Source organism: Sorangium sp. So ce176, from assembly GCF_051519835.1.
In the GTDB taxonomy this organism is placed as follows: Bacteria; Myxococcota_A; Polyangia; order Polyangiales; family Polyangiaceae; genus Sorangium; species Sorangium cellulosum_G.
Map to the genome: position 1 here is coordinate 11960381 of NZ_CP150371.1, position 24343 is coordinate 11984723.

General features: G+C 73.0%; 16 protein-coding genes. 14 read left to right on the forward strand and 2 right to left on the reverse strand.

The genetic code is table 11. The features are described 5' to 3' along the window. Positions 1-92: 92 nt before the first annotated feature. A complete protein-coding gene (locus WMF42_RS45140) occupies positions 93-3593 on the reverse strand; it encodes a hypothetical protein (protein ID WP_437689498.1) in 3501 nt (1166 codons plus the stop codon). Positions 3594-3931: 338 nt separating this feature from the next. Between WMF42_RS45140 and WMF42_RS45145 the strand changes: the two genes are divergently transcribed. The 11 genes from WMF42_RS45145 (at position 3932) to WMF42_RS45195 (ending at position 18384) form a co-directional block, all read left to right on the forward strand. Continuing rightward, complete coding sequence (locus tag WMF42_RS45145) at positions 3932-4705, forward strand: phosphoenolpyruvate--protein phosphotransferase (protein WP_437689500.1); 774 nt, start codon at positions 3932-3934, stop codon at positions 4703-4705. Positions 4706-5243: 538 nt separating this feature from the next. Then, positions 5244-5669 carry a hypothetical protein gene (locus tag WMF42_RS45150; protein WP_437689502.1) on the forward strand — a complete coding sequence of 142 codons (426 nt, stop codon included), beginning with the start codon at positions 5244-5246 and terminating at the stop codon, positions 5667-5669. Positions 5670-6068: 399 nt separating this feature from the next. Further along, entirely contained in the window at positions 6069-6215 is a 147-nt protein-coding gene (locus WMF42_RS45155; protein WP_437689504.1) for a hypothetical protein, read from the forward strand. A 1212-nt stretch (positions 6216-7427) separates the two neighbouring features. Then, positions 7428-8108, forward strand: a complete 681-nt coding sequence (locus tag WMF42_RS45160) for a hypothetical protein (RefSeq protein WP_437689506.1) — start codon at positions 7428-7430, stop codon at positions 8106-8108. Positions 8109-8224: 116 nt separating this feature from the next. After that, positions 8225-8791 carry a cytochrome c maturation protein CcmE gene (locus WMF42_RS45165; protein ID WP_061607061.1) on the forward strand — a complete coding sequence of 189 codons (567 nt, stop codon included), beginning with the start codon at positions 8225-8227 and terminating at the stop codon, positions 8789-8791. Positions 8792-8900: 109 nt separating this feature from the next. Continuing rightward, positions 8901-10151 carry a phospholipase D-like domain-containing protein gene (locus tag WMF42_RS45170; RefSeq protein ID WP_437689508.1) on the forward strand — a complete coding sequence of 417 codons (1251 nt, stop codon included), beginning with the start codon at positions 8901-8903 and terminating at the stop codon, positions 10149-10151. Positions 10152-10169: 18 nt separating this feature from the next. Continuing rightward, positions 10170-10943, forward strand: coding sequence for an endonuclease/exonuclease/phosphatase family protein (locus WMF42_RS45175; protein WP_081426317.1), 774 nt, complete (start codon positions 10170-10172; stop codon positions 10941-10943). Between the two features lie 107 nt (positions 10944-11050). Next, positions 11051-11689, forward strand: a complete 639-nt coding sequence (locus tag WMF42_RS45180; RefSeq protein ID WP_061607059.1) for an NAD(P)-dependent oxidoreductase — start codon at positions 11051-11053, stop codon at positions 11687-11689. A gap of 205 nt (positions 11690-11894) precedes the next feature. After that, on the forward strand, positions 11895-15299 hold the full coding sequence (locus WMF42_RS45185) for a DUF4215 domain-containing protein (protein ID WP_437689510.1): 3405 nt from the start codon (positions 11895-11897) through the stop codon (positions 15297-15299). 754 nt (positions 15300-16053) lie between these two features. After that, positions 16054-16551 carry a hypothetical protein gene (locus tag WMF42_RS45190; RefSeq protein WP_437689511.1) on the forward strand — a complete coding sequence of 166 codons (498 nt, stop codon included), beginning with the start codon at positions 16054-16056 and terminating at the stop codon, positions 16549-16551. A 243-nt stretch (positions 16552-16794) separates the two neighbouring features. Beyond that, entirely contained in the window at positions 16795-18384 is a 1590-nt protein-coding gene (locus tag WMF42_RS45195; protein ID WP_437689513.1) for a carboxypeptidase regulatory-like domain-containing protein, read from the forward strand. Between the two features lie 170 nt (positions 18385-18554). Here the strand turns inward: WMF42_RS45195 and WMF42_RS45200 are convergent, their stop codons facing one another. Beyond that, positions 18555-20054 carry a DUF4215 domain-containing protein gene (locus tag WMF42_RS45200; RefSeq protein ID WP_155798200.1) on the reverse strand — a complete coding sequence of 500 codons (1500 nt, stop codon included), beginning with the start codon at positions 20052-20054 and terminating at the stop codon, positions 18555-18557. A gap of 520 nt (positions 20055-20574) precedes the next feature. On the opposite strand from WMF42_RS45200, the gene WMF42_RS45205 reads away from it, so the two are divergent. From WMF42_RS45205 to WMF42_RS45215, 3 genes are all read left to right on the forward strand, one after another. Further along, the gene (locus WMF42_RS45205) at positions 20575-21867 is read left to right on the forward strand and encodes a YkgJ family cysteine cluster protein (protein ID WP_437689516.1); all 1293 of its coding nucleotides are present in this window, start codon (positions 20575-20577) and stop codon (positions 21865-21867) included. Positions 21868-22007: 140 nt separating this feature from the next. Further along, positions 22008-23339 (forward strand): aspartate kinase, encoded by a 1332-nt coding sequence (locus WMF42_RS45210; protein WP_061607053.1) that lies wholly within the window; start codon positions 22008-22010, stop codon positions 23337-23339. Positions 23340-23521: 182 nt separating this feature from the next. Beyond that, positions 23522-24334 carry an HAD family hydrolase gene (locus tag WMF42_RS45215; protein WP_061607052.1) on the forward strand — a complete coding sequence of 271 codons (813 nt, stop codon included), beginning with the start codon at positions 23522-23524 and terminating at the stop codon, positions 24332-24334. Positions 24335-24343 lie beyond the last annotated feature (9 nt).

Consider the following 24343-nt stretch of genomic DNA (forward strand, 5'->3'; position numbering starts at 1 on the left):
GCGTGGCACGCGATTCGCTTTATCCCTGGACGAACCCTGTCGAGAGGGGCCGAATGAAACACTGGACCGATGTGGTGCTCTGGAGCGTGGCCCTAGCGTCGCTGCTGATGTGGCTGCTCTCCGTGTTCGGAGTTCTGCCCGGGAGCACCTGGGTCCACGTGCTCCTGGTGATCTCCGCCGTGTTCGCCTTGGCCGGGATGCTCCGGCAGGTCCCCGGGCGGCCGCGGGGCTGAGCCGCCGGGCGCCGCGGGAGCGCCCGGCGGCGACTCCATGTCTGCCGCCGGCGTCGAGGGCCCGTCCTGACAGCAGCGGACGCCGGTCGAGTAGTCGAGGTAGCTGCGCGGGTGGGACGTGACGAGCGCCTCGCAGCCCGAGCGGGTCGAGCGCGAGTAGAAGCCGCCGGCGAACGCGCCGCCCGGCTCGTTCACCCACTCATCGAGGTTGCCCACGAGGTCGTAGACAGCGTCGTTGCCCCAGCGGCTCCTGCACCGGGGGCTCTCGCCCGTCTCCCGGAGCAACGGCTCCCGGCCGATGCGCACGCGGTTCAGCCGCGGATCCAGGTGGCCGATCGAGGCGTTGCCGTGGAGCGCGGACGCCGGGTGCCCTGCCCGGAAGACATTGCACGCGCCCTCCTCGAACGTGTCGCCGTACGGGTACAGCGTGTCGTCCTCGCCGCGGCATGCCGTGACGAACTCCTCGACCGAGCACAGCCGCTTGCCGGCGGCGGCGCAGGCGCTCTCGGCCACGAGGCCTGTCACGTAGCCGCTCGGCCGCGCGCCGATCCGGGAGCGGGCCACGGCGGCGGTCGCGCGGCCGCGCTGCCAGCCGGGGAGCAGCGGCAGCGGGAAGGCGCGCGCGTGGACGTCGCCGAGCCTCCGCCGGCCGGTCGACCACTCGGCGAGCGTGAGCTCGAGGAGGTTCGGGGTCGACGGGTAGTCGGGCGAGAGCGCCTGCCCGGTGGCGCCGTCGACGAGCATCGCCTCGAACCGATCGACGCAGAAGCGACCGCCGTCGACGGCGACCATGTCCGCGGGGCACGCGGGCGCGCCCGGCGGCGCGGGGGCGGGCGCCTCCCCGGGATCGGCCGCGGCCGGGCGCACCGCCGCGCCCGCGCCGGCCGCGATCGCCGCCAGCGCGGGGCGCGCGACGCCCGCCTCGGCCTGCGCGTCGAGGCCGCTCACCGCGCTGCCGAACCACCGCAGGCTGCCGTCGGCGGCCCAGACGGCGTCGCCCACCACGCAGGCGCCGGGGGCCGCGAGCTCCGGGACGGTCACGAACGCCCCGGGCGAGGGGGCCGGGACCGCGCGCCGCGCGGGCCGCCCGTCGACGCAGAGCGCGCCCGTGTCGTCCGCGGGCCACGGCTGCGACGCGAGCTCCGCGCCGTCGTCGTCGAGCCACACCACGTGGCGCCGGGCCGCGTCGCTGAGCAGCGCGCCCCCCTCGGGCAGGGCGACGAGCCGCACAGCGAAGTCGCCCTCGGCGAGCGGCAGCGATGTCGCGCGCGCGGCGCCGGGCCGGCCGAGCGCGTCGATCGACAGCGCCACGACCCGGGTTGGATCCGCGGCGCTCACGCCGGCCACGATCGCCCCGCCGCCGCGGCGCTCGCACGCGTCGAACCCCGCGCGCACCGGCGACGCGATCGCGACGGCGGGCGGCGCGCGGCCTGCGGCGCCGGCGCCGGGCGCGACCTGCGCGATCGCGCCCGGCGCGGAGAGCGCGCCCGAGGCGTCGATCCCGGTGATCTGGAGCCGATCGCCGAGCACCTCGAGGAAGAGCCCCCGCTCGCGGCCGCCGACGAGCGTCGCGCCGCCTTCGTGGGCGCGCCCCCGCAGCGCGGGCACCGCGAGGGGCGCTGGCAGGAGCCGCACCACGTCGGTCCTCGCGAGCCACCAGGACGCCCCGATGCGCGCGGCGCGCCGCCTGTCCGCGGGGCGCTCCGGCTCGCTGATCGGCGTCCCCGGCGCGCCGGCCGGCGACGCGGCGCCCAGGCCCTCCGGCGCGCCGGCCGGCGACGCGGCGATCTGCCCGCGCGCGTCGATCCGGTGGAGCTGCCCCGCGGCGAACGCGAGCCCCTCGCCGTCGGTCGCGAGCGCGCCCCACGCGATGCGCGCGCGCCGCGCCGGGAGCGGGTCCGGCTCGCGGCGCGCCTGGCCGTCGGCGCGCGAGGCCGAGAACAGCGCGCCGGCGCTCGTCTGGAAGTACGCGCGATCTCCCGCCCACGCGGCGAGGCCCGGATCGTACGCCGGCTGCCCCGGCGCGCGCCGGGCGCCGCTCGCGGCGATGCGCTCGAGCGCGGCGATCTCGGCCGGCGCGAGCGGGGTCGCGTCCGCGAGGCGCGCCGGATCCACGGCGCAGACGGCCCTGGGACCGCCGCCGGCGCCGAGCCGCTGGAGCGACGGCGCCACGCGCGTCGCCTGGCACGCCCCGTTGCGGCCGGTCACGTCGACGACCACCGAGCCCGCGCTCGCCGTCACGAGGCGCGGATCCTGGTGGCCGCGCAGCGCGCCGTAGTCGAGATCCCCCTCGACGACGACGGCGCGCCGGCCCGGATCGAGCTTGCCGTCCTCACCGAGCGAGGCGAAGGCGATCTGCGCGCTCCCGAGCCACGACGTGCTCGTCTTCTTCGCGCTCGCCGCGTAGTAGAGCAGGTCGATCGCGCCCGGCCTCCCGCCGGCGTCGATCAGCCCCATGCCGTCGAGCGGCGGCCGGAAGCGCAGCCCGGTGGGCGCCGACGTCGCCGCGATCCCTTCGCCCGGCGAGATCCACCGGACCCGCACCTCGACCTCGGGCAGCGGATCCGGCCGCTTCGGCCGCGGCGCCGGGCGGGCGTTCTTCCTGGGCCGGCCGTCGCGCCCGCGGTCTGCGCCGCCCTTGTCGCGCTTCTTGTCGGTCGCCTTGTCGCGCTTCTTGTCGGCCGCCTTGTCGCGCGCCCCCGGGGCCTTCCCCGTCCGCTTCTTGTCGGTCGCCTTGCGGGCGGCCTTCGCCGCGGCGGCCTTGTCGCGCCGCGCGTCCTTGGCGGCCTTGTCGCGCTTCGCTGCGTCGACGACCTCGAGCTCGAGCAGCGCGACGCGCTCGCCCACGGCCGCCATCGCGTGCGCGCGGACCTTCGCGCACGCGCGGGACGCGGCCGAGGTCTCGCCCGGCAGGAACGCGGTCGCGCAGAGCTCGTCGCCCTGCGAGGTGAGCAGCGTGGTGCCCCCGGCGGCCGACGAGAGCGCGCCGGCGAGGTCCTCGTCGACGAGCTGGAGCGGCGGCCCGAGCTCGCCGGTCGCGGCGTCGAGGCGCCTCACCCAGCCGACCCGATCCGATGACAGATCGGAGAGGAGCAGCACCGAGCGGCCGTCGAGCGACGGCTCGATGACGAACGGGAGCGGCTCGACCTGCGGCGCGCCGAGCGGCGTGCGCCCGGGTTGCGCCGCGCCGCCGGACGTCGCCGCGCCGGGGTCGACCGGGGGCGCTGGCGCCGGGGCCGCGGCCGGCGCGCGGCCGGCGTCGCGCGCCGCCGTCCCGGCAGGCGCGGGGGATGCTGTCATCGGGCGGCCGGAGCACGCGCCCGCGCCGCAGGCGAGCGGCACGAGCAGCGCGGAGATCAAGGGGAGGGGCGGTCGGGGACGTCGCATTCTTGGCTCGCGCGGCCCCCTCGCGGCGCGGCCGGGCGGGGGCGGCGGCCGAGCCTAGTACCGCGGGGCCGAAATCCGGCCAGCGATCTGCTTCGCGCGTGGGGGGACGCGCGCCGGTGTGCGGCGGCGCGTGGGGGACGCGCGCCGGCGTGCGGCGGCGCGTGGGGGGACGCGCGCCGGCGTGCAGCGGCGCGGGGGGGACGCGCGCCGGCGTGCGGCGGCGCGTGGGGGGACGCGCGCCGGCGTGCGGCGGCGCGTCGAAGACGTGCCGCCGCCTTGCCGGGTCATGGCGAGCCCGATAGCCGGGTCTGATGGGAAAAGCCGCATTCCTCGCCCGCCGGCTCACGCCGAGCGGGTGCATTGTTGCAGGTACCAAGCTCGCCGCTCACCGGGAGGCCTTGAAATCGAAGAAGATCAAGCTCTCTGCCAAGGTCGACGCAGCGGTCCACGCCGTCATCGCGTCCACCGAGGCCCTCGAGGCGCTCGGGAGCCTCGACGCCACGATGATGGAGATCGATCGCGGCACCGACAGGTGCATCGGAGCGTTCAGCAGCCAGCTCGCCAGCATCGAGCGCGCGTTCGATCACGACGACATCCTGCCGCTGACGGAGGACGAGGCGGCGCGCCGTCGTGATGCGCTGCTGGTGCGCTCGGAGGTGCTGTCGTCAGGCACCGATTTCATCCGCCTCGTCTACTCCCAGCAATGGGTGCGCATGAGCGCGATGGTCAAGGCGCTCGACGGCAAGGACGTGAAGGCGGCCGTCGAGCGACTCGGCCTCTCGGCCGAGGCAGGCCGCCTGCAGCGCTGGACGGAGCTGTACGGCAAGAAGCTCGGCGTCACCGAGGCGAAGGCAGCGGATCCGGCCATCAAGGCGGTCGAGGCGTGGCACGAGGCCTATGGCACGCTCCTGGTGCAGGCCCACGCCGAGTACGACGACGACAAGGACGAGACGCACGCGCTCCTCCGGGATCGGCTGCTCTCGCCGTACGAGGAGGCGGCGGAAGAAGAGCGGCGCGCCGAACAGCGGGCCCGCGCCGCCAGCGCCAGGAAGAAGGCCCAGGCCGAGCCTGAGCCGATCGGATAGCGCTGCTCCCCGCACGCCCGCCAGAAGGCGACCGGCCATCCCACCCATCGCGCGAGGACGACGCCGTTCGCCGGTCACCTCGCGACACCGTTGCAGTCCCGATCCCGGGTGACAGCTCTCTCTGTTCGGGGTGCTGAACCTGATGTATGCGCCTCGCGGCGCCACGCTGCCTCGCGCGGGGAGACGCGAACAAGCGGCCCACACCAGAGCAGCTACTCAGGCTGTTCGATGGCGCCGCCAGACGAAACCCGGGGTAGCCCACCCCCCGTTCGATCGCACTGCGAAGAGACGGTGAGCGTTGCGCTGGAGTTACAGCGCGAACGCCATGCCAGGGTGTCTGCCCCGCACGAGGGGCGAGCGGACCGAGCGATGTGCGGCGCCAGGAGTCCGCCTGGCCGTGCGCCCCCACCAGCAGGCGAGGGGAGCCAGGCGCTGTCTGGTGCTCGGTAACCTTCTCCTATCGCGCGCCAGACCGTCCTCGGACGAGGCGACGCGCGCCGCGCCTTTCCGCATCGTGAGACTGAATTAGACTCCGGGTATGTCTGACCCGGACCAACTCATCCCGGAAGAAGAAGAGGATCTGCTCGACTGGGCGACTTGGGCCGAGCTCTTCGCCGTCGGCTACATCCGCATCCTCGCCGACGCGATCGAGCGCGGCGACGCCGATCTCCAGGTGGATCCCGTGGCGTGGGAAAACACCCTGAGCGCCGTCGAGGAGGTGATGGAGGAGCACATCCGCGGTCGCCTGCACGGGCCTACAGCCATCACCGTGGAAGACGTCGAGCGGATGCGGCGACTCCGCGGACTAGGTTCCGCTGCGCTCTCGGGCGGTGGGCGGTCGCCCGAGCTCTGCCCGCTCGCTCTTCGGTGCATGGAGTCTCTGTTCGGACGTGACTGGAAGCGCGCGGCGCGGGAAGCCGCGTTCCACACACGCGCTCTCAATCAGGAATTCCACCGCTCGTAGCGGCACTTAACGGGAACTCTTCCGAGGAATACACACATGTCTCCGTTTTTATAATAGTACCAGCAGCTGCTGGCCAGGCCGAGGGATCTGCACTGCCACAGCAGTCCAGTTTTGACGTTGTCTTTGTACGGGTGTTTTCGTCCAGCCGGGCAAGATATTCCTGCGTCGGCGCACCGCATCATGCAGTCGGCGCCGTGCTCATGTCTCTTGCAGCGGATGGTCTTCGCCGTGCCGATCGCCTCCGTTTCGGTCGTGGAACCGCCCGCCGCTCCGCCGTCAAGTGTCATGTTGCCGGCTTCTGGAGCGCTGGTTGGCATATCGATCTCCGCTTCAGAGAAAGTCTCCGATGGGTGCATGACGCAAGATGCAGCACATAGAGCGACTCCATGGAGAGAGACGATGGCGGCAACCGTTGGAGCGATTCGCATGGTGCCGGCGGCCGACGCAAGCAGCAGGCCCACGTCCGCCGAGTGGGACGGTGCCATGCGGCAGGGGCATCTCGTGTCCATTCTGGGGTTGGAGGACGACGAGAATCCGCAGGAGTGAACATCGTCCGGGGGGCGTGCGTCGGCGAAGAGCTCGCCGCGCAGCACGGAGGCCGGCGATGATTCCCGCGACCCCTCGACGGCATTCACCGAGGTGCATGTCCCGTCCCACCCAGTAGGGGCAGCGAACGAGATGGCGGGAGCCTCGGGGCCGCCGCAAGGGAAGTCGCCCTTCACGAGGACCCGAGCTGTCCCCGTCGTGCGCCGGTCTCCCGCCTGCCGCCGGAACGAGCGCGCTGGTGCCCCACGGTTACGCGGACCGGTCGATTGTGCAACGAGAAGCGGGGCAGTCCCGGACAACGCTCCCATGAAGACCCCGTTGCCGGCCGGCTGCGTTGCGCCAGGAAGGCGCTCGCCGAAAGGCTCGCTCCACCCGGGGCCGTCGTGCGATGAGGGCGCCGTTCGTTGACGCTGCCGCCGCGGTGAGGCCTCCGCGGGAGCTGCTCGCGCTCGACGATGCCTCGAGGGAAGCGACATGCGCGACATCGCGCAGGCCCTCCAGATCCCCGTGAACACCGCGTGGGATCGGCTGAGACGCGCACGCAAGCAGTTCACGGCCGCGGTGAGACGGCTCTCCGCGCGGGACCCGGACGCGCTCGGCCTTGGTGGCCTGCGCTTCGCCCTGGCGCCGTTCGCTCTGGCCGACAGCCCCATGCTGCTCGACGCAGGCAGGGTCCGGATCGGGCGGGCGCAGGAGCTCGCCGCACCGCTGTGGGCGCGGCTCCAGCGATCGCTCGCCTCGCCCGCTGGCCATCCAGGCCCTCGTCCAGGCCGGGCGGCGCGCCGACGCCGGCGCGCGGGCCGAGCGGTTCCGCGCGGCGTTCCCGCGCTCCATGGTTCTCCCTGCCATCGAGGCGGCGTTGAGCGGCCCATGAGGGCTCAGGCACGCTGCCTCGGGCGCGCACGGAGGACGCGCCCGCGCCGCAAGCGCGCGGCGCGACGTGCAGCGCGGTGCCGGTTCGCCGGCAGGGGGCGCGCCGCGGGGATCCCGCGAGCCGGCACGGTACCTGCAGCCCGGCGGCGCGAGAGGCTCGCTCGAGCAGGATGGCAGCGCCGGCATGTCGCCGTACGGGCGGCGCCGGCCGGGAGAACCACAGGGACCCGCCCGGCGCTCCCGGGCGCCGGCGCGCGCCACCCGCTCGACCCAGGTCGAGCTCGCGCGATCGCCGAAAGCGCGCAACCGACCTGCGCCAGAGCCCTCCAGGAGGCCTCCATGAACGCGCCGACTCGCCACACGATCCACCGCATGCACGTCGCCCTGGGATCCCTCGCGCTCCTCGCGCTCGCCTCCGGGTGCGGCGGGGAGCGGCGGCCGGCCCAGCCGGTCACCGGGACGCCGACGTTCGAGTCCGAGGTGCCCCACGACGAGGCGCCCTACGGCGAGGGGCCCTACGGCGAGGGGCCCCACGGCGCCGACGAAGGGCCGCCGGGCGCCGCGCCGTGGCACGCGCAGCCGGGCCCGGACGGCGCGCTCGGCAGGGGGCCAGCCGACGAGGGGCGGACGGGCGAGCTCGCGGAGCGCGGCATCGACGAGCACGCGCTCTGCGAGCAGCTCGCGGCGTCGACGAGCGTCAGCGCGGAGGACATCCCGGGCGGCGTGCAGATCGTGATGACGCCGAGCCCCGGCGCCAACGCGACCTCGCTCGACACGCTCGCCCGCCAGCTCGACGCGCACCTCGGCGCGATCGGACAGGCGCGGCAGCAGCCGCCGAGCGACGCCGGGACGCGCTGCCGCCTGTTCGACATGGCCCGCACCGGCGCGCGCGGCAGGGTCGTCGAGGCGGCGGACGGGCTGCGCGTCCGCTTCACGTCCCCGGATCCCGAGGAGGTCTCGATCCTCCGCGAGCAGGCGCGCCAGTTCGAGCGGTCCGCTCGCGAGGGACAAGTCCGGTAAGGCTGTCCAGATCTTGCGGGATACCGCGCGGTTGCCGCCGATCGCGGGCGGGCCGGAGCAGGTGGCGCTCGACCGGCCGTGGAGCGCGGGCTAGCCTGGGCCTGAAGGGTTCCACGATGAGCAAGAAGCTGGATGATGAGTTGGCCCAGGCGCTGTCTCTCGCAGAGCAGCAGGAGACCCCGGCGGTCGTGAAGCCGGCCGCGTCGAGCCCGCAGCCGAAGCCGCGCCCGTCGCGCAGCATCGGCCTGCTGGCGACGCTGCTCGTCATGGTGGGCGCGCTCGTCGCCCTGTTCCTCGTCGGCTTCAAGGAAGCCGCCGTCTACGCGACGCCCGTCGATCAGCTCCTCGCCTCGAAGGACAAGCTCGCCGGCCGCAAGGTCCGCGTCGAGGGCGAGCTCGTGCCGGGCACGCTGGTCAAGCGCGACTCCCCCTGCGAGTACCGCTTCCAGATCCACGGCACGCAGGCCGAGCTGCCCGTGCGCTACGCCCAGTGCGTCATCCCCGACACCTTCCGCGACGTCCCGAGCGGCGGCGTCCAGGTGACCGTCGAGGGCGCGCTCACGCAGGACGGCAACTTCGAGGCGAGCCTCGTGATGGCCAAGTGCACCTCGAAGTACGATCCCAACTCGCACGAGATGAAGGGCGACGCCAAGGCCGGCGAGGGCCCGCTCTCGCTCAACTGAGCGCGCCCCCGCCGCCTGGCGCGCGCCGCGCGCGCGCGGCGAAGAAGAAGACAACGGGCGGGCCCCGCAGCGCGCTCGCCTCCCCCCGCGCATCCTCCACACTGCGGCGATGATCTTCCGCGAGCGCCGGTTGCACAGCCCCCTCGACGAGGACCGCGGCGTGTCTGCGCCGGGGGTTCCGCCCGTCGGTCGCGCCGCCGCGTCCTCGGGCGCCGGCGCCGACGCGCCGAAGGCCGTCGGCCCCATCCTGACGGCCGAGCACGCGCTCACCCTGCTGCCCGGCATGGAGGCGGTGCTGGGCTCGATCTTCCGCGACGTCGACCGCGCCGAGCGGCGCGTCGACATCGAGACGTACATCTACCGCGACGACCTGCTCGGGCGCTCGTTCGCGGAGGTCATGGGGCAGGCCGCCGCGCGCGGGGTGCGGACGCGGCTGCTCTACGATCCGCTCGGCTCGAACGAGACCGACACCCCGTTCTTCGAGGAGCTCCGGCGCCGCGGCGTCGAGGTCCGCGCCTACCGCCCCATGGCGATCGCGCTCGGCCGCGGCGGGCTGCTGCCCCGGGATCACTCGCGCGTGATCGTGATCGACGATCTCGCCTACACCGGCGGCGCGGCCTGGGGGGACGAGTGGCTCCCGGAGCGGCGCGGCGGCGAGGGGTGGCACGACGTCTGTATGCGCGTCGAGGGCCCCTGCGTCGGCGATTTCGCGTACCTCTTCGAGCAGCGCTGGCGCGAGGCCGACGGCGAGGGCGGGGGCCTGCGCGACTACGCGACCGGGAGCAAGTACCCGGACCTCGAGCTCGTCGCGGACACGCCGGACGACAACGCGCGCGTCTACGCCCGCCACCGCGAGGCGATCCGGCGGTCGAGGGGGCGCGTCTGGATCGAGAACGCCTACTTCTTCCCGCCCGCCGGGATGCTCAAGGACCTCGTCGACGCGGCCAGGCGCGGCGTCGACGTCCAGGTGATCCTCCCCGGCCAGACCGATCTGCCCATCATCCAGCGGGCCGCGCGCGCCGAGCACGCCGCGTGGCTCGATCGCGGCTTCAGGCTCTTCGAGTACCAGCGGGACGTCCTGCACTCGAAGTTCGCGCTGGTCGACGACGACTGGTGCACGATTGGCACCTTCAACGCGAACCCGAGCAGCCTGAGCGCCGTCAACGAGGTGAATCTCTTCGTTTTCGATCCGGAGTTCGTGGCCCGGGTGGCCGACCTGTTCTCGCGGGACAGGGCGGACTCGCGGCCGGTGACCCGGGGCGCGCTCGCGGCGCGGTCGCTCCCGGACAAGGCGATGGACTGGCTCGCTCACGGGGCCTTGAGCCTCCTCGACGCGTTGACTAAGACATCCCCGGACTGACGCCCGAGGAGGAGGCATTTGAGCCACGAACGCGACCTCGTTATCCTGACCCAGAACATCTGGGGTGGCGTCGCCCTGTGGGAGCGGCGCCGGACGATGCTGGCCCGGCTCCTCGGCGATCTGCGGCCCTGCATCATCGGGCTCCAGGAGGTGCACGCGCCGTCCGCGAGCGGCGACCTCGGGCAGGCAGGCGAGCTCTCGCGGCTCGTCGGCGGATACAGGGCCTGGTTCGCGCCCGGCAGGGTCGCCGCGAGCGGCGAGTGCGAGGGGGTCGCGCTGCTCTGCAGGGAGGACATCGAGGTGCTCGACCACTCCGTCGAGGCGCTCACGCTCGATCGCGACGACCCGTTCGAGCGCGACAGCCAGCGCGTCGTCCTGCGCGCCGCGATCCGGCACGCGGGCGCGGTGATCGACGTGCTCGTCACCCACCTCTCGCTGTCGAAGCGCGCGCGCGCGCGCACCGTGCGGGAGCTCGTGAGCTTCGCCGCGCGCGAGCGGGAGAAGTCGAGGAGCCTCGGCGCCGTGCTGATGGGCGACTTCAACGCGCTCCCGAGCGAGGAGGCTGTCTGTTACCTCCAGGCGAGCGCTGGAGAGGCGAGCTGGCTCGACGCGTGGACGCAGACGCACCCCGGCAAGGCCGGCGGCACCTGGCCGGCGGGCCTGCCGCTGCGCCGCATCGACTATGTCTTCGTCCAGCCCGGGGAGGGGTGGGCGATCACGCGCTGCGAGCGGGCGCCGTTCTCCGGCTCGGATCACCACGGCGTTGTCGCGTGGCTGCGGCTCGGCGCCTGACGGGCGGAGCGCCCCTCGCCCGGCTCCAGAGCCGATCTCGGTGGACGAGCCCGGTGTGACACGCGCATGTTGAACCCGCCGCGGCAGACCGGGTAGGCTCGGGGCTCATGAGCAGATTGCTGATCTTGGGGGCGACGGGGGGCACGGGCGCCGCGCTTGTGCGTCAGGCCCTGGAGGCCGGCCACGAGGTCTCGGCGTTCGCGCGCAATCCCGCCACCATCCCTGTTCCGCACCATGAGCGGCTGCGCGCGCTCCGCGGCGACATCATGGATGCCGAGCAGGTGTCGCGCGCCGTCGCCGGCCACGACGCTGTCCTCTCGGCCCTGGGGTCGCGCGGCCTGGGGCCGACGCGCGTCTACTCCGAGGGCATCGTCAACGTCCTCCGCGCGATGAAGGAGCACGGCGTCCGCCGCCTCATCGCCGTCACCGCGGCGGGCATCGACGAGCAGCAGAGCGCGCTCTGGTTCCGCCTGCTGGTCAAGCCGCTGCTCCGCAACCGGTATTCCGACATGGTGCGCATGGAAGAGGCCGTCCGGCAGAGCGATGTGGCCTGGACCCTTGTGCGGCCGCCCAAGCTCACCGATGGGAGGCTCAGCAAGGAGTACCGCGCCAGCGTCGACCACGTGCCGCTCGGCGGCTATTTCGTCGGCGGTCCCACGATCTCGCGCGAGGACACCGCACATTTCATGCTCGCGCAGCTCGACAGCGACGAATTCGTCCGCAACGCGGTCGTCGTGGCGTACTGAGGCGCGGCGCTCGCGCGCTGTCCCTTGACGCGACGGTGGGCTTTGCGTCTGCTGCCGTCGCGGCGTCGGGGAGACTTCGGCTCTTCTGCCGTCACGGCGCCGAGCAAAGGCCGCAGTTTCCATGGTTATCCCTTCCAGGACCGCACTCCCGTTGTTCCTCGGACTGGCGGCTCCGGCCCTGGTCGGGTGCGAGCCCCTCGTCCCCGTGGACCGCACCAGGATCGATGAGCCCGCTGTCTCCAGCAGCGGTGGAGAGGCCGGCAGCAATGGAGAAGCTGGCAGCGGTGGAGAGGCTGGCAACGGTGGAGAGGGGGGCGCGCCAGGCGCTGTGTGCGGCGACGGGGCTGTCGCCGACCCGGCCGAGGCGTGCGACGATGGGAATCGGACGGCCGGCGACGGGTGCGACCCGGGTTGCGCGATCGAGCCCGGATTCGCCTGCGCCGGGGCGCCGAGCGCGTGCACGGCCGGGTGCGGCGACGGCGTGCCCGGCGGCCGGGAGGCGTGCGACGATGGCGGCAACGAGGACGGCGATTGCTGCTCGCGCGCATGTCAGGTGGAGCCCGGGTGCGAGGTCGAGCCGAACGACGAGCCCGCGTCGGCCAACGACGCCTTTGCCATAGCGCCCGACGGCCGGATCCGCGCCTTCCTCGATCCCGCGGGCGACGTGGACGTGTTCTCGGTGAGCGTCCCCGACGGGGCGTTCGGGCGGCTCAGGGCAGAGACGCTCGATGGCCCGCTGGGCACGGCGTGCAGCGCGCTCGGCGTCGATACGGTTGTGACGATCTTCGACGGCAGCATGGTGGCCCTCGACAGCAACGATGATATCGCCGGCGACAACACATGTTCTTCCCTGGCGCTGAACAGGCTCGGCGCGGGGGACTACTTCGTCAGCGTGCAGATCTCCCCGGAGGTGGAGCCCGCGACCCTCGATCAAACGCTCGATTACACGCTCTCGCTCACCCTGGACACCGCGGTGTGCGGCGACGGCGTGCTGGAGCCCCCGGAGCTCTGCGAAGACGGGAACACGATCGGCGGCGACGGCTGCAGCGCCGCGTGCGAGCTGGACGCTCCGGTGCGCGAGGTCGAGCCGAACGACACAGCGGTCGAGGCCGATGAGCGCGGCGCCCTCCGGCCGAACGAGCTCGTCACGGGGGCGATCGAGCCGCTCGGCGACGTCGACGTCTTCGCCCTTGTGGTGCCGCGCCTCGCGGAGATCCAGCTCGCCACGTTCAACCCGGGCAGCCTGAGCGCGTGTTCCCAGGGCGTCGACACATTCCTCCAGCTCCTCGACGCCGACGGCGTGACGGTGCTGGCGAGCGACGACGACAGCGGCCCCGGGGCCTGCTCGCTCATCGACTCCACCATCGCTCCCTGGGCGACGCAGCTCCGGCCAGGCACGTACTATGTGACCGTCGAGGAGTTCACGAGCGACGCCACCATCCCCGGGTACGACCTCCTCGTCGTGTTCACCGCGCTCTGCGGCGACGGCGTCGTCGAGGGGGCCGAGGCGTGCGACGGCGGCGACGGGTGCTCGGAGGACTGCGCGCGGATCGCTGTGTGCGGTGACGGCGCCATCGACGGCTCGGAGGCGTGCGACGACGGCAACACGGAGGGCGGAGACGGCTGCGGCGCCGCGTGCGAGCTCGAGGGGACGCTCCCGGAGGTCGAGCCGAACGACGCGTCGGATCAGGCCACCGCGGGGCAGGCGACCGCGTCGGGCGCGCTGTTCTCGGCGTGGATCTCGCCGGCGGGCGACGTCGATTACTTCGCCATCGACGTCCCCGGCGTCGCCGACCTCGACATCGAGACCTTCGACGCGAGCGGCCCGACCTCCTGCCGCGACGTCGATACGGTGGCGCAGCTCCTCGCGCCCGACGGCGCGCTGGTGGGCGAGGACGACGACGGCGGCGAGGGTCATTGCTCGCGCATCCAGGCTGTCATCGCCGCTCCCGGGATCTACCATGTGCGCGTCGAGGCCTCCGGTGGGGGCTCCACCGCGGGATATACCCTGCGCGCGCGGACAACCGCCCTGTGCGGCGACGGGGTCGTCGAGGGCCACGAGGAGTGCGACGGCGGCGCCGCGTGCGAGGCGACGTGCCAGCGGGTCCCGGCGTGCGGCGACGGGTTCATCGACGATCCCGAGGTGTGCGACGACGGCAACACCGAGGACGAGGACGGCTGTGACGCCGCCTGTCGGCTCGAGGGGGCGACGGCCGAGATCGAGCCCAACGCGACCCCGGCCGAGGCCGACGCGAACGGCGCCGTGGCGCCGGGAGCGCTCGTGTCCGGCGTCCTCGAGCCGGACACCGATGTCGACGTCTTCGCCCTGCGCCTCACGACCGTCTCGGACCTCCGACTCGAGACCTTCGACGCGAGCGGCCCCGGTCGGTGCGCCGACGGCGTCGACACAGCGCTCGTCCTGCTGGCGCCGGACGGGGCCACCGTGCTCGCTTCCGACGAGGACGGCGGCGCCGGCGCCTGCTCGCTCATCGACCCGACGAGCCCGGGCGGCGCCTCCGCGCGCCGCCTGGCCCCGGGGACCTACTACGTCGTCGTCCACGGCGTCCCCGGGGAGCTGGACGCCCGCTACACGCTGCGCGCCTCGCTCGACGCCTCGTGCGGCGACGGCGTGACGGAGGGCGCGGAGGAGTGCGACGGCGGCGCGCGCTGCGCGCCGGGCTGCGAGCGCCTCCCGGTCTGCGGCGACGGCCTCGTCGACGTGCCGGAGGGGTGCGACGACGGCGGCGCCGCGGGCGGCGACGGGTGCAGCGCCGACTGCCAGCTCGAGGCGGCGACCGCGGAGATCGAGCCGAACGACACCGCCGCGGAGGCGGGGGCGCGCGAGGTCGTGATCGCGGGCGACGCGCTCATCGCGGCGCGCATCGACGCGGGCGGCGACAGGGACGTGTTCCGCGTGCGCCTGCCGGTCGCGTCGGTCGTGCGCCTCGAGGTCCTCGACGGCACCGCCGCGGGCTGCGAGGGGGGCATCGCGACGGCGCTCCGCGTGCTCGACGCCGCGGGCGAGCTGGTCGCGACGGACGAGGGGCTCTCCGACGCCGAGTACGCGGGCGGGATCGGCGGGTGCTCGGCGCTCGTCCTCGGGCTGCCGGCGGGCGATCTCCTCGTCGAGGTCGCGGCGCGCGACGGCGGCGCGGCGATCCCGATCTACCTCCTCCAGGCGAAGATCCTCGCGCCGGCGGGGGCCGAGGAGGAGCCGAATGGCACCCTCGCCGAGGCGAACGGGCCTGTCGGCTCCGACGTTGTCATCGCCGGCGCGCGCACGGTCGATGACTTCGACCTCTACGCCGTGGACCTCCCGGAGGGCCGCTCGATCCGCGCGGAGATCGTCGAGGGCGGCGCGGAGACGTGCGAGTCGCTCGAGATGGACAGCCGGCTGTCGCTGCTCGACGGAGAGGGCCTGATCATCGCGGACGACGACGACGGCGGCCGGGGGGACTGCTCGCTCATCGACGGCACCGGGAGCGCCCCGCGCCACCCCGGCGCGCGCGCGCTCCCGGCGGGAACGTACTTCCTGCGCGTCCGCGCCTCGTCCGGCGCGGCGGGCTCCGCGGCCGTGTTCGACTACCGGCTGGCCGTCACGCTCCGCTGAGCCGCGCGGCGCCGCCGGGCGGCTGACCCGCGCGGCGCCGCCGCGCCACGTCCAGCCGAGATGGCGCGCGCCCGCTCCGGGCGCCGCCGGGAGAGGCCCGGACGAACCCGGCGCCGCGCGGTGACTCGATATCTGGAGTTCCCATCATCGCGATGACTACCGCGCTCGATCGCGCCGCGGCGAGGAGGTGGCTACCCGGTGCTCATCGGCGTCTCATGGCGGGTCGGGACCCACAGGCGTCATCGGGCCAGAGGGCGCGAAGGCACGCGCGAAATCCCTGGGTTCCTGCCTCGCGCGCCCAGCGTGCGCCCGCGCTGCGCCCCTCTGGCCACTCCGGGCCTGGACCGCTCTTCGCAGCGCCTCACACAGCGCCTCTGGCGCGCCGGTGCGCGATACTTCGGCTGGATGTGGGAGCCCATGGGGTGCGTTCGAGGCAGAGGATTCGAGCGCATAGTCGAGGAGTGCCGGTATTCTCCATGGTTCTATGTCAGTCGTGTTTTCGACCGCAGAATTGCCAATCAAAAGTGCTTGCGTGAACCCGCGGGGAGAATAGTCTCCTGTTGTTCGCGTCATGACCTCGGGGCGGGTTCCTCCGGGAGCGTGACCATGACGGGCCGGCGACAACGCGCGCCGCGCCCGTCGGGGCATCGCTCTCCTGGTTCAAGCCTCGGGGCATGAATCCCTTGGGTGACGATCTGGATAGGTATCTGCAACAAAACTTCACCACAGATTCGATTCCTCGGAGGTATTTCTCATGAACAAGATTGCTCGTTTGGCGCTCGCTTTCGCTGTCGTGACGTCGGTCTCGGGCAGCGCGATGGCAATGCGTAATGATTGTATTTACAAGGTGACCACCAGCACCGGGCTCCGGCAGGTCAGCGTCGGGTACATGATGGCTCAGCTCGAGGAGCACCTCCTGACCAGCCCGTGGGATCCCGTGTGCTCGAACCACGTCAACTGGTTCTCCGGGGGTGGCGGTCCGGTCGGGGTGGCTCAGAGCAGGATGCTGTACAGTCCGACGTTCGAGTGGGGGGATTGCTACGCTGCCAGCTACCAGTTCACCCAGGGATACATCCAGGTCGATCCGCAGGAGAACAACTACGGGATCACCGCGCACGGCCAGATCCAGCCGATCTCCAGCTTTCATGGGACCATGGATCCCGTGAACGGCGTCGGCGTGGCCCTGATGAAGTACAGCCCCCTGAGCTCCGCCAAGCAGATCAAGATGACCCCGGAGTGCCAGGGGCCGTGACGCACACGGGTCCGGTGTCGTACCGGCGGTAGGTCGGCGCTCGGCGCGCGGATGATCGTCGAGAGACTCCCTGTCCAGAAGCCCACAACGCAGGCCCCGGGCGGGACAGGGAGCGGATCTCTCGGAGCGCGCCGCGCAGGAGGAGGAGGGGTCGCTGGCCACGGCTGGCGACCCCTCTTTCTTTCTCCGTCGAGCGTCCGGCCGCAGCGCTTTGGCCAGGTCAACTCATCTGCAGGAGCAACAATGCAACGCGATTCCTCGACACGGAGACCCTCGCGCCGGCCCTTGTGGGTCGCCCTCGGGCTGCTCACGGCGGCCCTCGCCGGCGTCGTCCTCTTTCTCCTCCTGCGCCCGGGCCGCGAGGAGGTCGCCCCCGGCGCGAAGGCCCCGGCCGCGGCCGGAGCGGAGAAGCGCGCCCGCTACCGCAACCGGGCGCTCCTCCGTGGCGCCCACGAGGCGCCGCCCGAGGCGCGCCCCACGATCAGCGGCCACGTGTACACGACCGACGGCAGCACCCTCGCGGACGTGACTGTCGTCGCGTCCGCCTTCGAGGTCGCCGGCAACGTGCTCACGACAGCGGGCACCGCGAAGAGCGACGAGGCCGGGCGGTTCGAGCTCACGCTCCCCGACGGGACCTACCAGCTCAGCGCGAGCGTCGAGGGATACGGGACCACGTCGACGACGGCGCACAGCGGCCAGACGGCGAGCCTGGTGCTCCCGAAGAGCGGCGTCATCGAGGGGCGCGTGCTCGACGAGCGCGGCGAGCCCGTGCGGCGGTTCTCCATCGACGTGCTCTCGCCCGTGACGGAGGACGACCCCGCGCCGCCGCCCCTGTTCTCCCGCGTCTTCGAGAGCCCGGACGGCTCCTACCGCGTCGCCCAGCTCCCGTCGTGGCCCATCATCCTGAGGGCGACGACGGCGGAGCACGCGCCGGCGTTCTCGCCGTTCGTCAGGGTGCGGCCCGGGGAGGTCGAGAAGGTGGATCTGACCCTCCCCAAGGGCTGCACCCTGACCGGGCGCGCCGTGGACCCGTCCGGCGCTCCGCTGCCCGGGGTGTTCGTCGACGCGGAGTCGCTGCTCGCCGCCGGGCAGATGAGCAATGTCGCCCTGGAGGCCGCCGCCCAGGCGCAGAGCGAGGACGACGGCTCGTTCGTCCTGCCCAACGTGCCGAAGGGCACGATCGCCGTCCGCGGCTACGACGGCGCGAACGCCGTGAGCACGGTCAACGTCGATGTCGCGGGCTGCGACGACATCGCGCCGGTGAAGCTCGTGATGTCGCGCGGCGGCAGCATCGCCGGCGTGGCGCGCGGGGCCGACGGGGCGCCCCTCGCCGGCGTCCGGCTCACGCTGCTGCAACGGCGGATCGGGTTCGTGAACACGATGAGCGACGCAGAAGGGCGCTATCGCTTCGACCAGATCCCGTCTGGCCCGATCCGCATGACGGCGCAGCACGGGGAGCGGACGAGGCTCGTCGACCTCGAGGTCGAGGAGGGGAAGGAGACGGAGCAGGACGTCTCGCTGCCGCCCGGGGGGACGAGCGAGATCCGCGGCCGCGTCACGGCGGGCGGGCAGCCGCTCCCCGGGGTTCGCCTCACGCTGGCCACGCCGTTCGCCGACGACAACTCGATCGGCCTGTACTCCCCTGTCACCGCGGAGGACGGCTCGTACCGCGTGTCCGCGATCTCGCCCGGGCTCTACATGATCAGCGTCGAGTCCACCATCGCCGGGGCCGGCGTGCAGGTGAAGCCGGGCGAGGTCGCCACGGTGGATCTGCGCGTGCCCGACGCGCCGCCCGCCGGGGGGGCCTCGCCGCCGCCGCCGCCGCCGCAGTGAGCGCACCGCCGGCCGCGATCCCCGGCTGTCCCGGAGGCGGCGCCTCCCGGACGGCCGGTCCGCGTCGTGGCGACGAGGCGCGTCGCGCGCAGGCGATGTGCGGTGTCGTCGCGTCGCGTCGAGGCGTCGCGAGGGCGCCCCCTGGCGGGGCGCCCTCGCCCGGCAGCAGGTCACTCCGCCGGGGTGATCGTCAGCGTGAACGCCCCCGAGGAGCCGCTGTCGTAGCTGTCGACGAAGATGTCGATCGGCGCTGCCTCGGTCACCGTCACCGTGATCGACTCGGCGACCTCGGCGTCGAACGGGTCATCCGCGCACGCGAGCTCGCTGTCCCGGTCCGCGCAGTCGGTCCGCGCGTGGAGGACGACGTCGGCTGCGCCGACAGGCGTGGCGGTGATCGTCACCTCGCCGCTCGCAGCGGGGGTGTACCGATAGACGATCTCACCGCCGGCGCCGCCGCACGACCCCGTGAAGCCTTGCGTGCCCTCGGACGCGTCCCCCTCCGTCGCCTCCGCGGTGATCGGCACCGCGGCCGCGCACGCGACCTCCGTGTTCACCTCGCACGCGTTCGTGCACATATCGTCGTCCACTGTGTTGCCGTCGTCGCACTCCTCCGTGCCGACGAGCGCCCCGTCGCCGCAGACCTGCGCCGCGAAGGACACGTCGAGCGCATACGCGGCTTCCGCGTCTTCCGTGCCCTCGATGAAGAGGAAGTAGGTGTCGCCCTCCTCGACGGGGAGCTCCACGGGCGCGTCGTCCGCGACGAAGGCGGGCAGACAGCCGCGCAGCGTCGCCGCGTCGTCGCAGTCGGTCCGGACGTACCAGTCGAAGTCGCCCTCGGTCGCCCGCGCTGCCATCTGGACGATGCCCTTGGCCGGGGCGACGAACTGGAAGACCCGCTCGTTCGTGCCCACGCCGGCGGCGTACGTGCCGCCGAGCGTCTCGCACAGCGAGGCGAACAGGTTGGTGCCGCCCTCGGTCGTGCCGGAGAACGTTCCGCCCTCGGACACGTCGGTCGCGCCCGTGCAGGCCGCGGCGATGCTCGTGGCGCACGCTCCCGGCGCGCAGTCGCGCTCCTCGCAGTCCTGCAGCCCGTCCGCGTCGTCGTCCTCGCCGTTGTCGCAGACCTCGCCGGACGCGACGCAGTACCCGAGATCGTCGTTGCAGGCGCCCTGACACTGATCGTCGGCGTCGCAGCCGCCGATGCACATCAGCGCGCCTTCCCCGGTCACGTCGAAGCAGGCCTGCCCCGCTCCCCCGCAGTCGTCGGCCGCTTCACAGGTCTTGAGGCAGAGCGAGTAGCTGCCCTGGTTCAGGCACTCGGACCCCCCCTCGCACGGCATGAGGTCGGGGTCGCACAGCCCGGAGCAGTAGCCGGCCGCCCAGCCGAACAGCTCCTCCGTCAAGCAGAGCCCGCCGAGGCACTCGTCGTTTGTCGTGCAGGGCTCGCCGTCCGCCCTCGTCTCCGCCGTGGCGCCGCCCTGGCCGCCCTGGCCGCCCTCGCCGCCGTCAGCGCCCTGGCCGCCCTCGCCGCCGTCAGCGCCCTGGCCGCCCTCGCCGCCCTCGCCGCCGGTGCCGGACGGGGTCCCGTGCGGCGCCGGATCATCGTCACCACACGCAGCGAGCGCCAGGCACATCGCTGTAACTGCTGACAGGGGAAGACCAAGTCGCATCTTGTTTCTCCTTAGTAGAGGTACGGCGCACGTAGCACGGAGCACGCCACGGCGTGCCACGACACGAGAAAAAGACGGCCCTGACTGTACTGGTTGCGTCCGTGGCGAAATGCAGTGGTAAGACAAGAGTTTTTACGATCGTGCAATGCTGCGACCCTGACGTTTCAGAATCGAAACCTGGGAGGGACGTTCCCGACGCGATGGTGCCATTCCCGCGTCGATCTCAGGGCGCGCCGGATGGCACGCTGAGTGCTTCATAGGAAGTCAGCGCCGCCGGCGTGGCCTTCGCCCCCCTGAGGCCCCGGCGGCGCTATCTTTTTGTCCGCGTCCTGTCTGCGTCCTGCCCGCGCTCGCTCGCCTGTCGCCTTCTGCCACGGCTGAGCCCTGCGGCGCGCCTCTCCCGGAGGGGATGGGGCTGTTTGACACAGCGAACCCAGCGGGCGGGCGGCGCGGGCGTGGTGGAGGCGGCGGCGGCGCGGCCAAGCGCAGGCCGCCGGCGCGTTGTATCGTCCGCCGCCCCATGGCGATGAAGACGAAGCGCTCTCCGGCGACGAAGCTTCCGACGGCGAAGCTCTCCTCTCCCCCGGATCAGAAGTTCGAGTGCCGCGACTGCCCAGCTCGCTGCTGCCGGCTGCCCTGGAACATCCGCTTCAGCGGCGACGAGGCCAGGCGGTACCTCGAGGAGCCGTGGGTCCGGGAGCGGGCCGGGGAGGAGGGGGCGCTCGTCATCGCGCGCGGCGTCCTGCCGATGCGGGAGCAGGACGGCCGGCTCCAGTGCGTCTTCCTCGACGACGACCTGCTCTGCAGCATGCAGAAGCGGTTCGGCCACGAGTACATCCCCAAGTCGTGCCAGGCGTTCCCGTTCGGGTTCGTCCGCGACGAGAAGGAGGTCGTCGTCGCGCAGCTCTCCCAGCTCTGCCCGTCGATCCGCGAGAACTACGGCAAGCCCGTGGACCTCCAGCTCAAGGCGAAGCTCGAGCAGCGGGGCGACGCCGAGCGGATGTCGAAGGCGCTCGCCACCCTGGGCGGCGTCATCCTGGCGCAGCCCCAGTACCTGCGCGCTGTGAAGCGCTGGGAAGACGAGCTCGCGACCGGCGCGTCGCCCGCCGCGACGCTGGCGCGGCTCTACGACTGGACGGCCGCCTTCGAGCGCGCCCTCCCGCAGGGCGCCGAGCGCGCGACGGACGCGTCGATCGAGGCCGCCCTCGGGCAGGCCGGCGCCGGGGAGCTCGCGCCGCTCGAGCCCCGCAGGAGGCCCTCGTTCTACGCGCGGGTCCTGTTCGCCCACCTCCTCGGCAACCTCTGCTATCCGTCGCGGGTCCGCGAGGCGCACCGGGTCGGAAAGGCCTCGTGGACGCAGCTCCAGGCGCTGCGCAGCGCCGGCAACAAGGTCGCCTGGATGCTCGGGCGAGGCACCGTCGACATGCTGTTCGTCCCGAAGCCGTTCAAGCTACAGCGGGTGAGGACGGTCGACCGGTTCCTCGGCGCGGACGAGGGGACGATCGTCAGGGACTACCTGCGCCTCGTGCTCCAGCGCCGGCACATCTTCTCGGCGCCCCGGCACCTCCTCGCGGCCGTGCTCGACCTCTCGCTGGCGACGGTCGTGATCTCCCGCTTCGCCCGCTGCCGCGCGGCGGCGGACGGCAGGGTCAAGGTCTCGCTGGAGGACGTGCGGGAAGGCATCAGCGTCGCCGAGCTCGTCCTCCTGAGCCACGCGGCGCTGTCGGAGCAAGGCAAGCTCATGAAGAACCTGCGCTGGCTCCTGCTCACGAAGCGCGAGAGCTTCCGGGCCCTGCTGGCGACCGAGGCCTAGCGCCCGATGTGCGGCGATCGGCGCCACGGCGCGGCCCGGGGGAGCGCGCCGTGAACACAGCGCTTCCCTTCTCGCCTGGCGGCCGGCGCTGACTATCATGCCGCGCCCAGCGGGCCGGCAGGCCCATGGAGGCACGCGCCATGATCGTCATGAAGTTCGGCGGCAGCTCGGTCGAGAGCCGCGCGCAGATCGAGAAGGTCCTCAGCATCGTCCGAGCCCGCCTGGCCCGCCGCCCCGTCGTCGTGAGCTCCGCCCACAAGGGCATGACCGACGCGCTGATCAGCGCCGCCAGGCTCGCCGCCACCGGGCGGTTCGACCCCTCCATCCCGCTGGGCAAGCAGCGCTCCGTCGCCGAGTCGCTCGGCTGCGCACCCGACCTGCTCGCGCCGTTCTACCAGGAGATCGAGGATCTCTTGCGCGGCATCAGCCTCGTCAAGGAGCTCAGCCCGCGGAGCCTCGACTACATCGCGAGCTTCGGCGAGCGCATGGCCGTGCGCTGCATCGCGGACTTCTTCGCGCGGAGCGGCGTGAAGGCGCGCGCCTACGACGTCTGGGAGCTCGGCTTCATCACCGACGCGAACTTCGGCCGCGCGCGCCCGCTGCCCGGCTTCGACGCCCGCGCCAGGGCGATGTTCGCCGAGCGGGTCCCCGAGGGCGTCGTGCCGATCGTCACCGGGTTCGTCGGCCGCAACGAGGCCGGCGAGATCACGACCGTCGGCCGCAACGGGAGCGATCTGACGGCGACGCTGCTCGCCGCGGGGCTCGGCGCCGAGGAGGCGCAGATCTGGAGCGACACCGACGGCGTGATGACCGCCGATCCGAGCGTCGTGAAGACGGCCCGGAACATCCCGACGATGCACTTCGACGAGGCCGCCGAGCTCGCGTTCTTCGGCTCCCGCGTGCTGCACCCCTCCACGCTGCTGCCCGCCATGGAGAAGGGCATTCCGGTGCGGGTGCTCAACACGAACCGGCCGGATCACCCCGGCACGGTGATCGACTTCAACACCGACGCCGCGTCCCCGCCCGTGACAAGCATCGCGTACCGCGAGCGGCAGGTGGTGCTCAAGATCAGCTCGACCCGGATGTTCGGCGAGGTCGGCTTCCTCGCGCAGGTCCTCGCGGTGCTGGCCCGGCACGAGGTCGTGATCGACGTGATCACCACGTCGGAGGTGTCGGTCTCGATGACCACCGACGACCTCGGGAAGCTCGGCCGCGCGCTGCCCGAGCTGGAGCGCTTCGGCGCCTGCGAGGTCCTGCCCAACCGGACGACGCTCGTGATCGTCGGCCAGGGCCTGCCCCGGCAGAAGGGCGTCGCCGCGCAGGTGCTCGAGGCGATGTCCCAGGCCGGCGTCAACGTCGAGATGCTGAGCTACGCGATGGGCAGCATCAACCTGTGCATGGTGATCGACGACGCGAACGTCGCGCCCGCTGTCGCCGTGCTGCACCGGTCGCTGTTCGAGAAGGCGAGCTGACGCCCCTCGAGAGGGCGAGCCGCGAGGCGGCGGGCCGGCGGCGCGCCGCCGCGATGGCTCACGGCGCCCGGCCGCCGCCCCGGGGAGCGGCGCGTGACAGGGCGTTGACAGGCGTGACGCGACGCCCGCGCCGCAGTAGGCGTGGTCCTCGGCCGGAGCGGACGCCCGGCCCGGGGAGGACCATGACGGCAGCACAGGTCGACAGCAGCGGGGCGCCGTTGCCCATCCCGCGCGCGAGCACGAGCGACATCCTGCGGCGCCTCGAGGCCGAGCGCGGCGCGGTCGGCGCGAGCGCGGCGCTCGCGTTCGACGCGGACGGCACCCTCTGGGAGGGGGACGTGGGCTTCGACCTGTTCGAGGCGTTCCTCGCCGGGCGCTGCGCGCGGCCCGAGGCGGAGGCGGCGCTGCGCCGCGAGGCCGAGGCGTTCGGCGTCGCCGCGGAGGGCGGCGCGCACGAGATCGCGAGCGCGCTCTACGCGGCGTTCGCCGCCGAGAAATACCCGGAGGATCGGGCCTTCGCGATGATGGCCTGGGCCTTCGCGGGGTGGCGCGAGGACGAGCTCGCCGCCCTCGTCGACAGCGTGCTCGAGGACAGGGGCCACGCGGGGCGCATCCGGCCGGCGCTGCTGCCGATCCTCGAGTGGGCTCGGTCGCGCGGCGCGCCGGTGTACGTGGTGTCGGCGTCGCCGCGGTTCGTGATCGAGCGCGCTGTCGGGCGGCTCGGCATCGCGCCCGAGCGGATCGCCGCCATGACCCCGGCCGTCCGCGAGGGCCGGATCGCCCCCGAGCTCGGCGCGCCGGCGACGTACGGCGAGGGGAAGACGCGGGCGCTCGAGCGCATCTTCCCCGAGCTCGCCGTGCTTGCGGCCTTCGGCGACAGCGCGTACGACGCCGCCCTGCTGAGGACAGCCCGGGTGCCGGTCGCTGTCTCCCCGAGCCCGAAGCTGCTCGCTGTCGCGGGCTCGATCCCGGGGCTCCTCCTGCTCGACTGGTAGCCGCTGCCG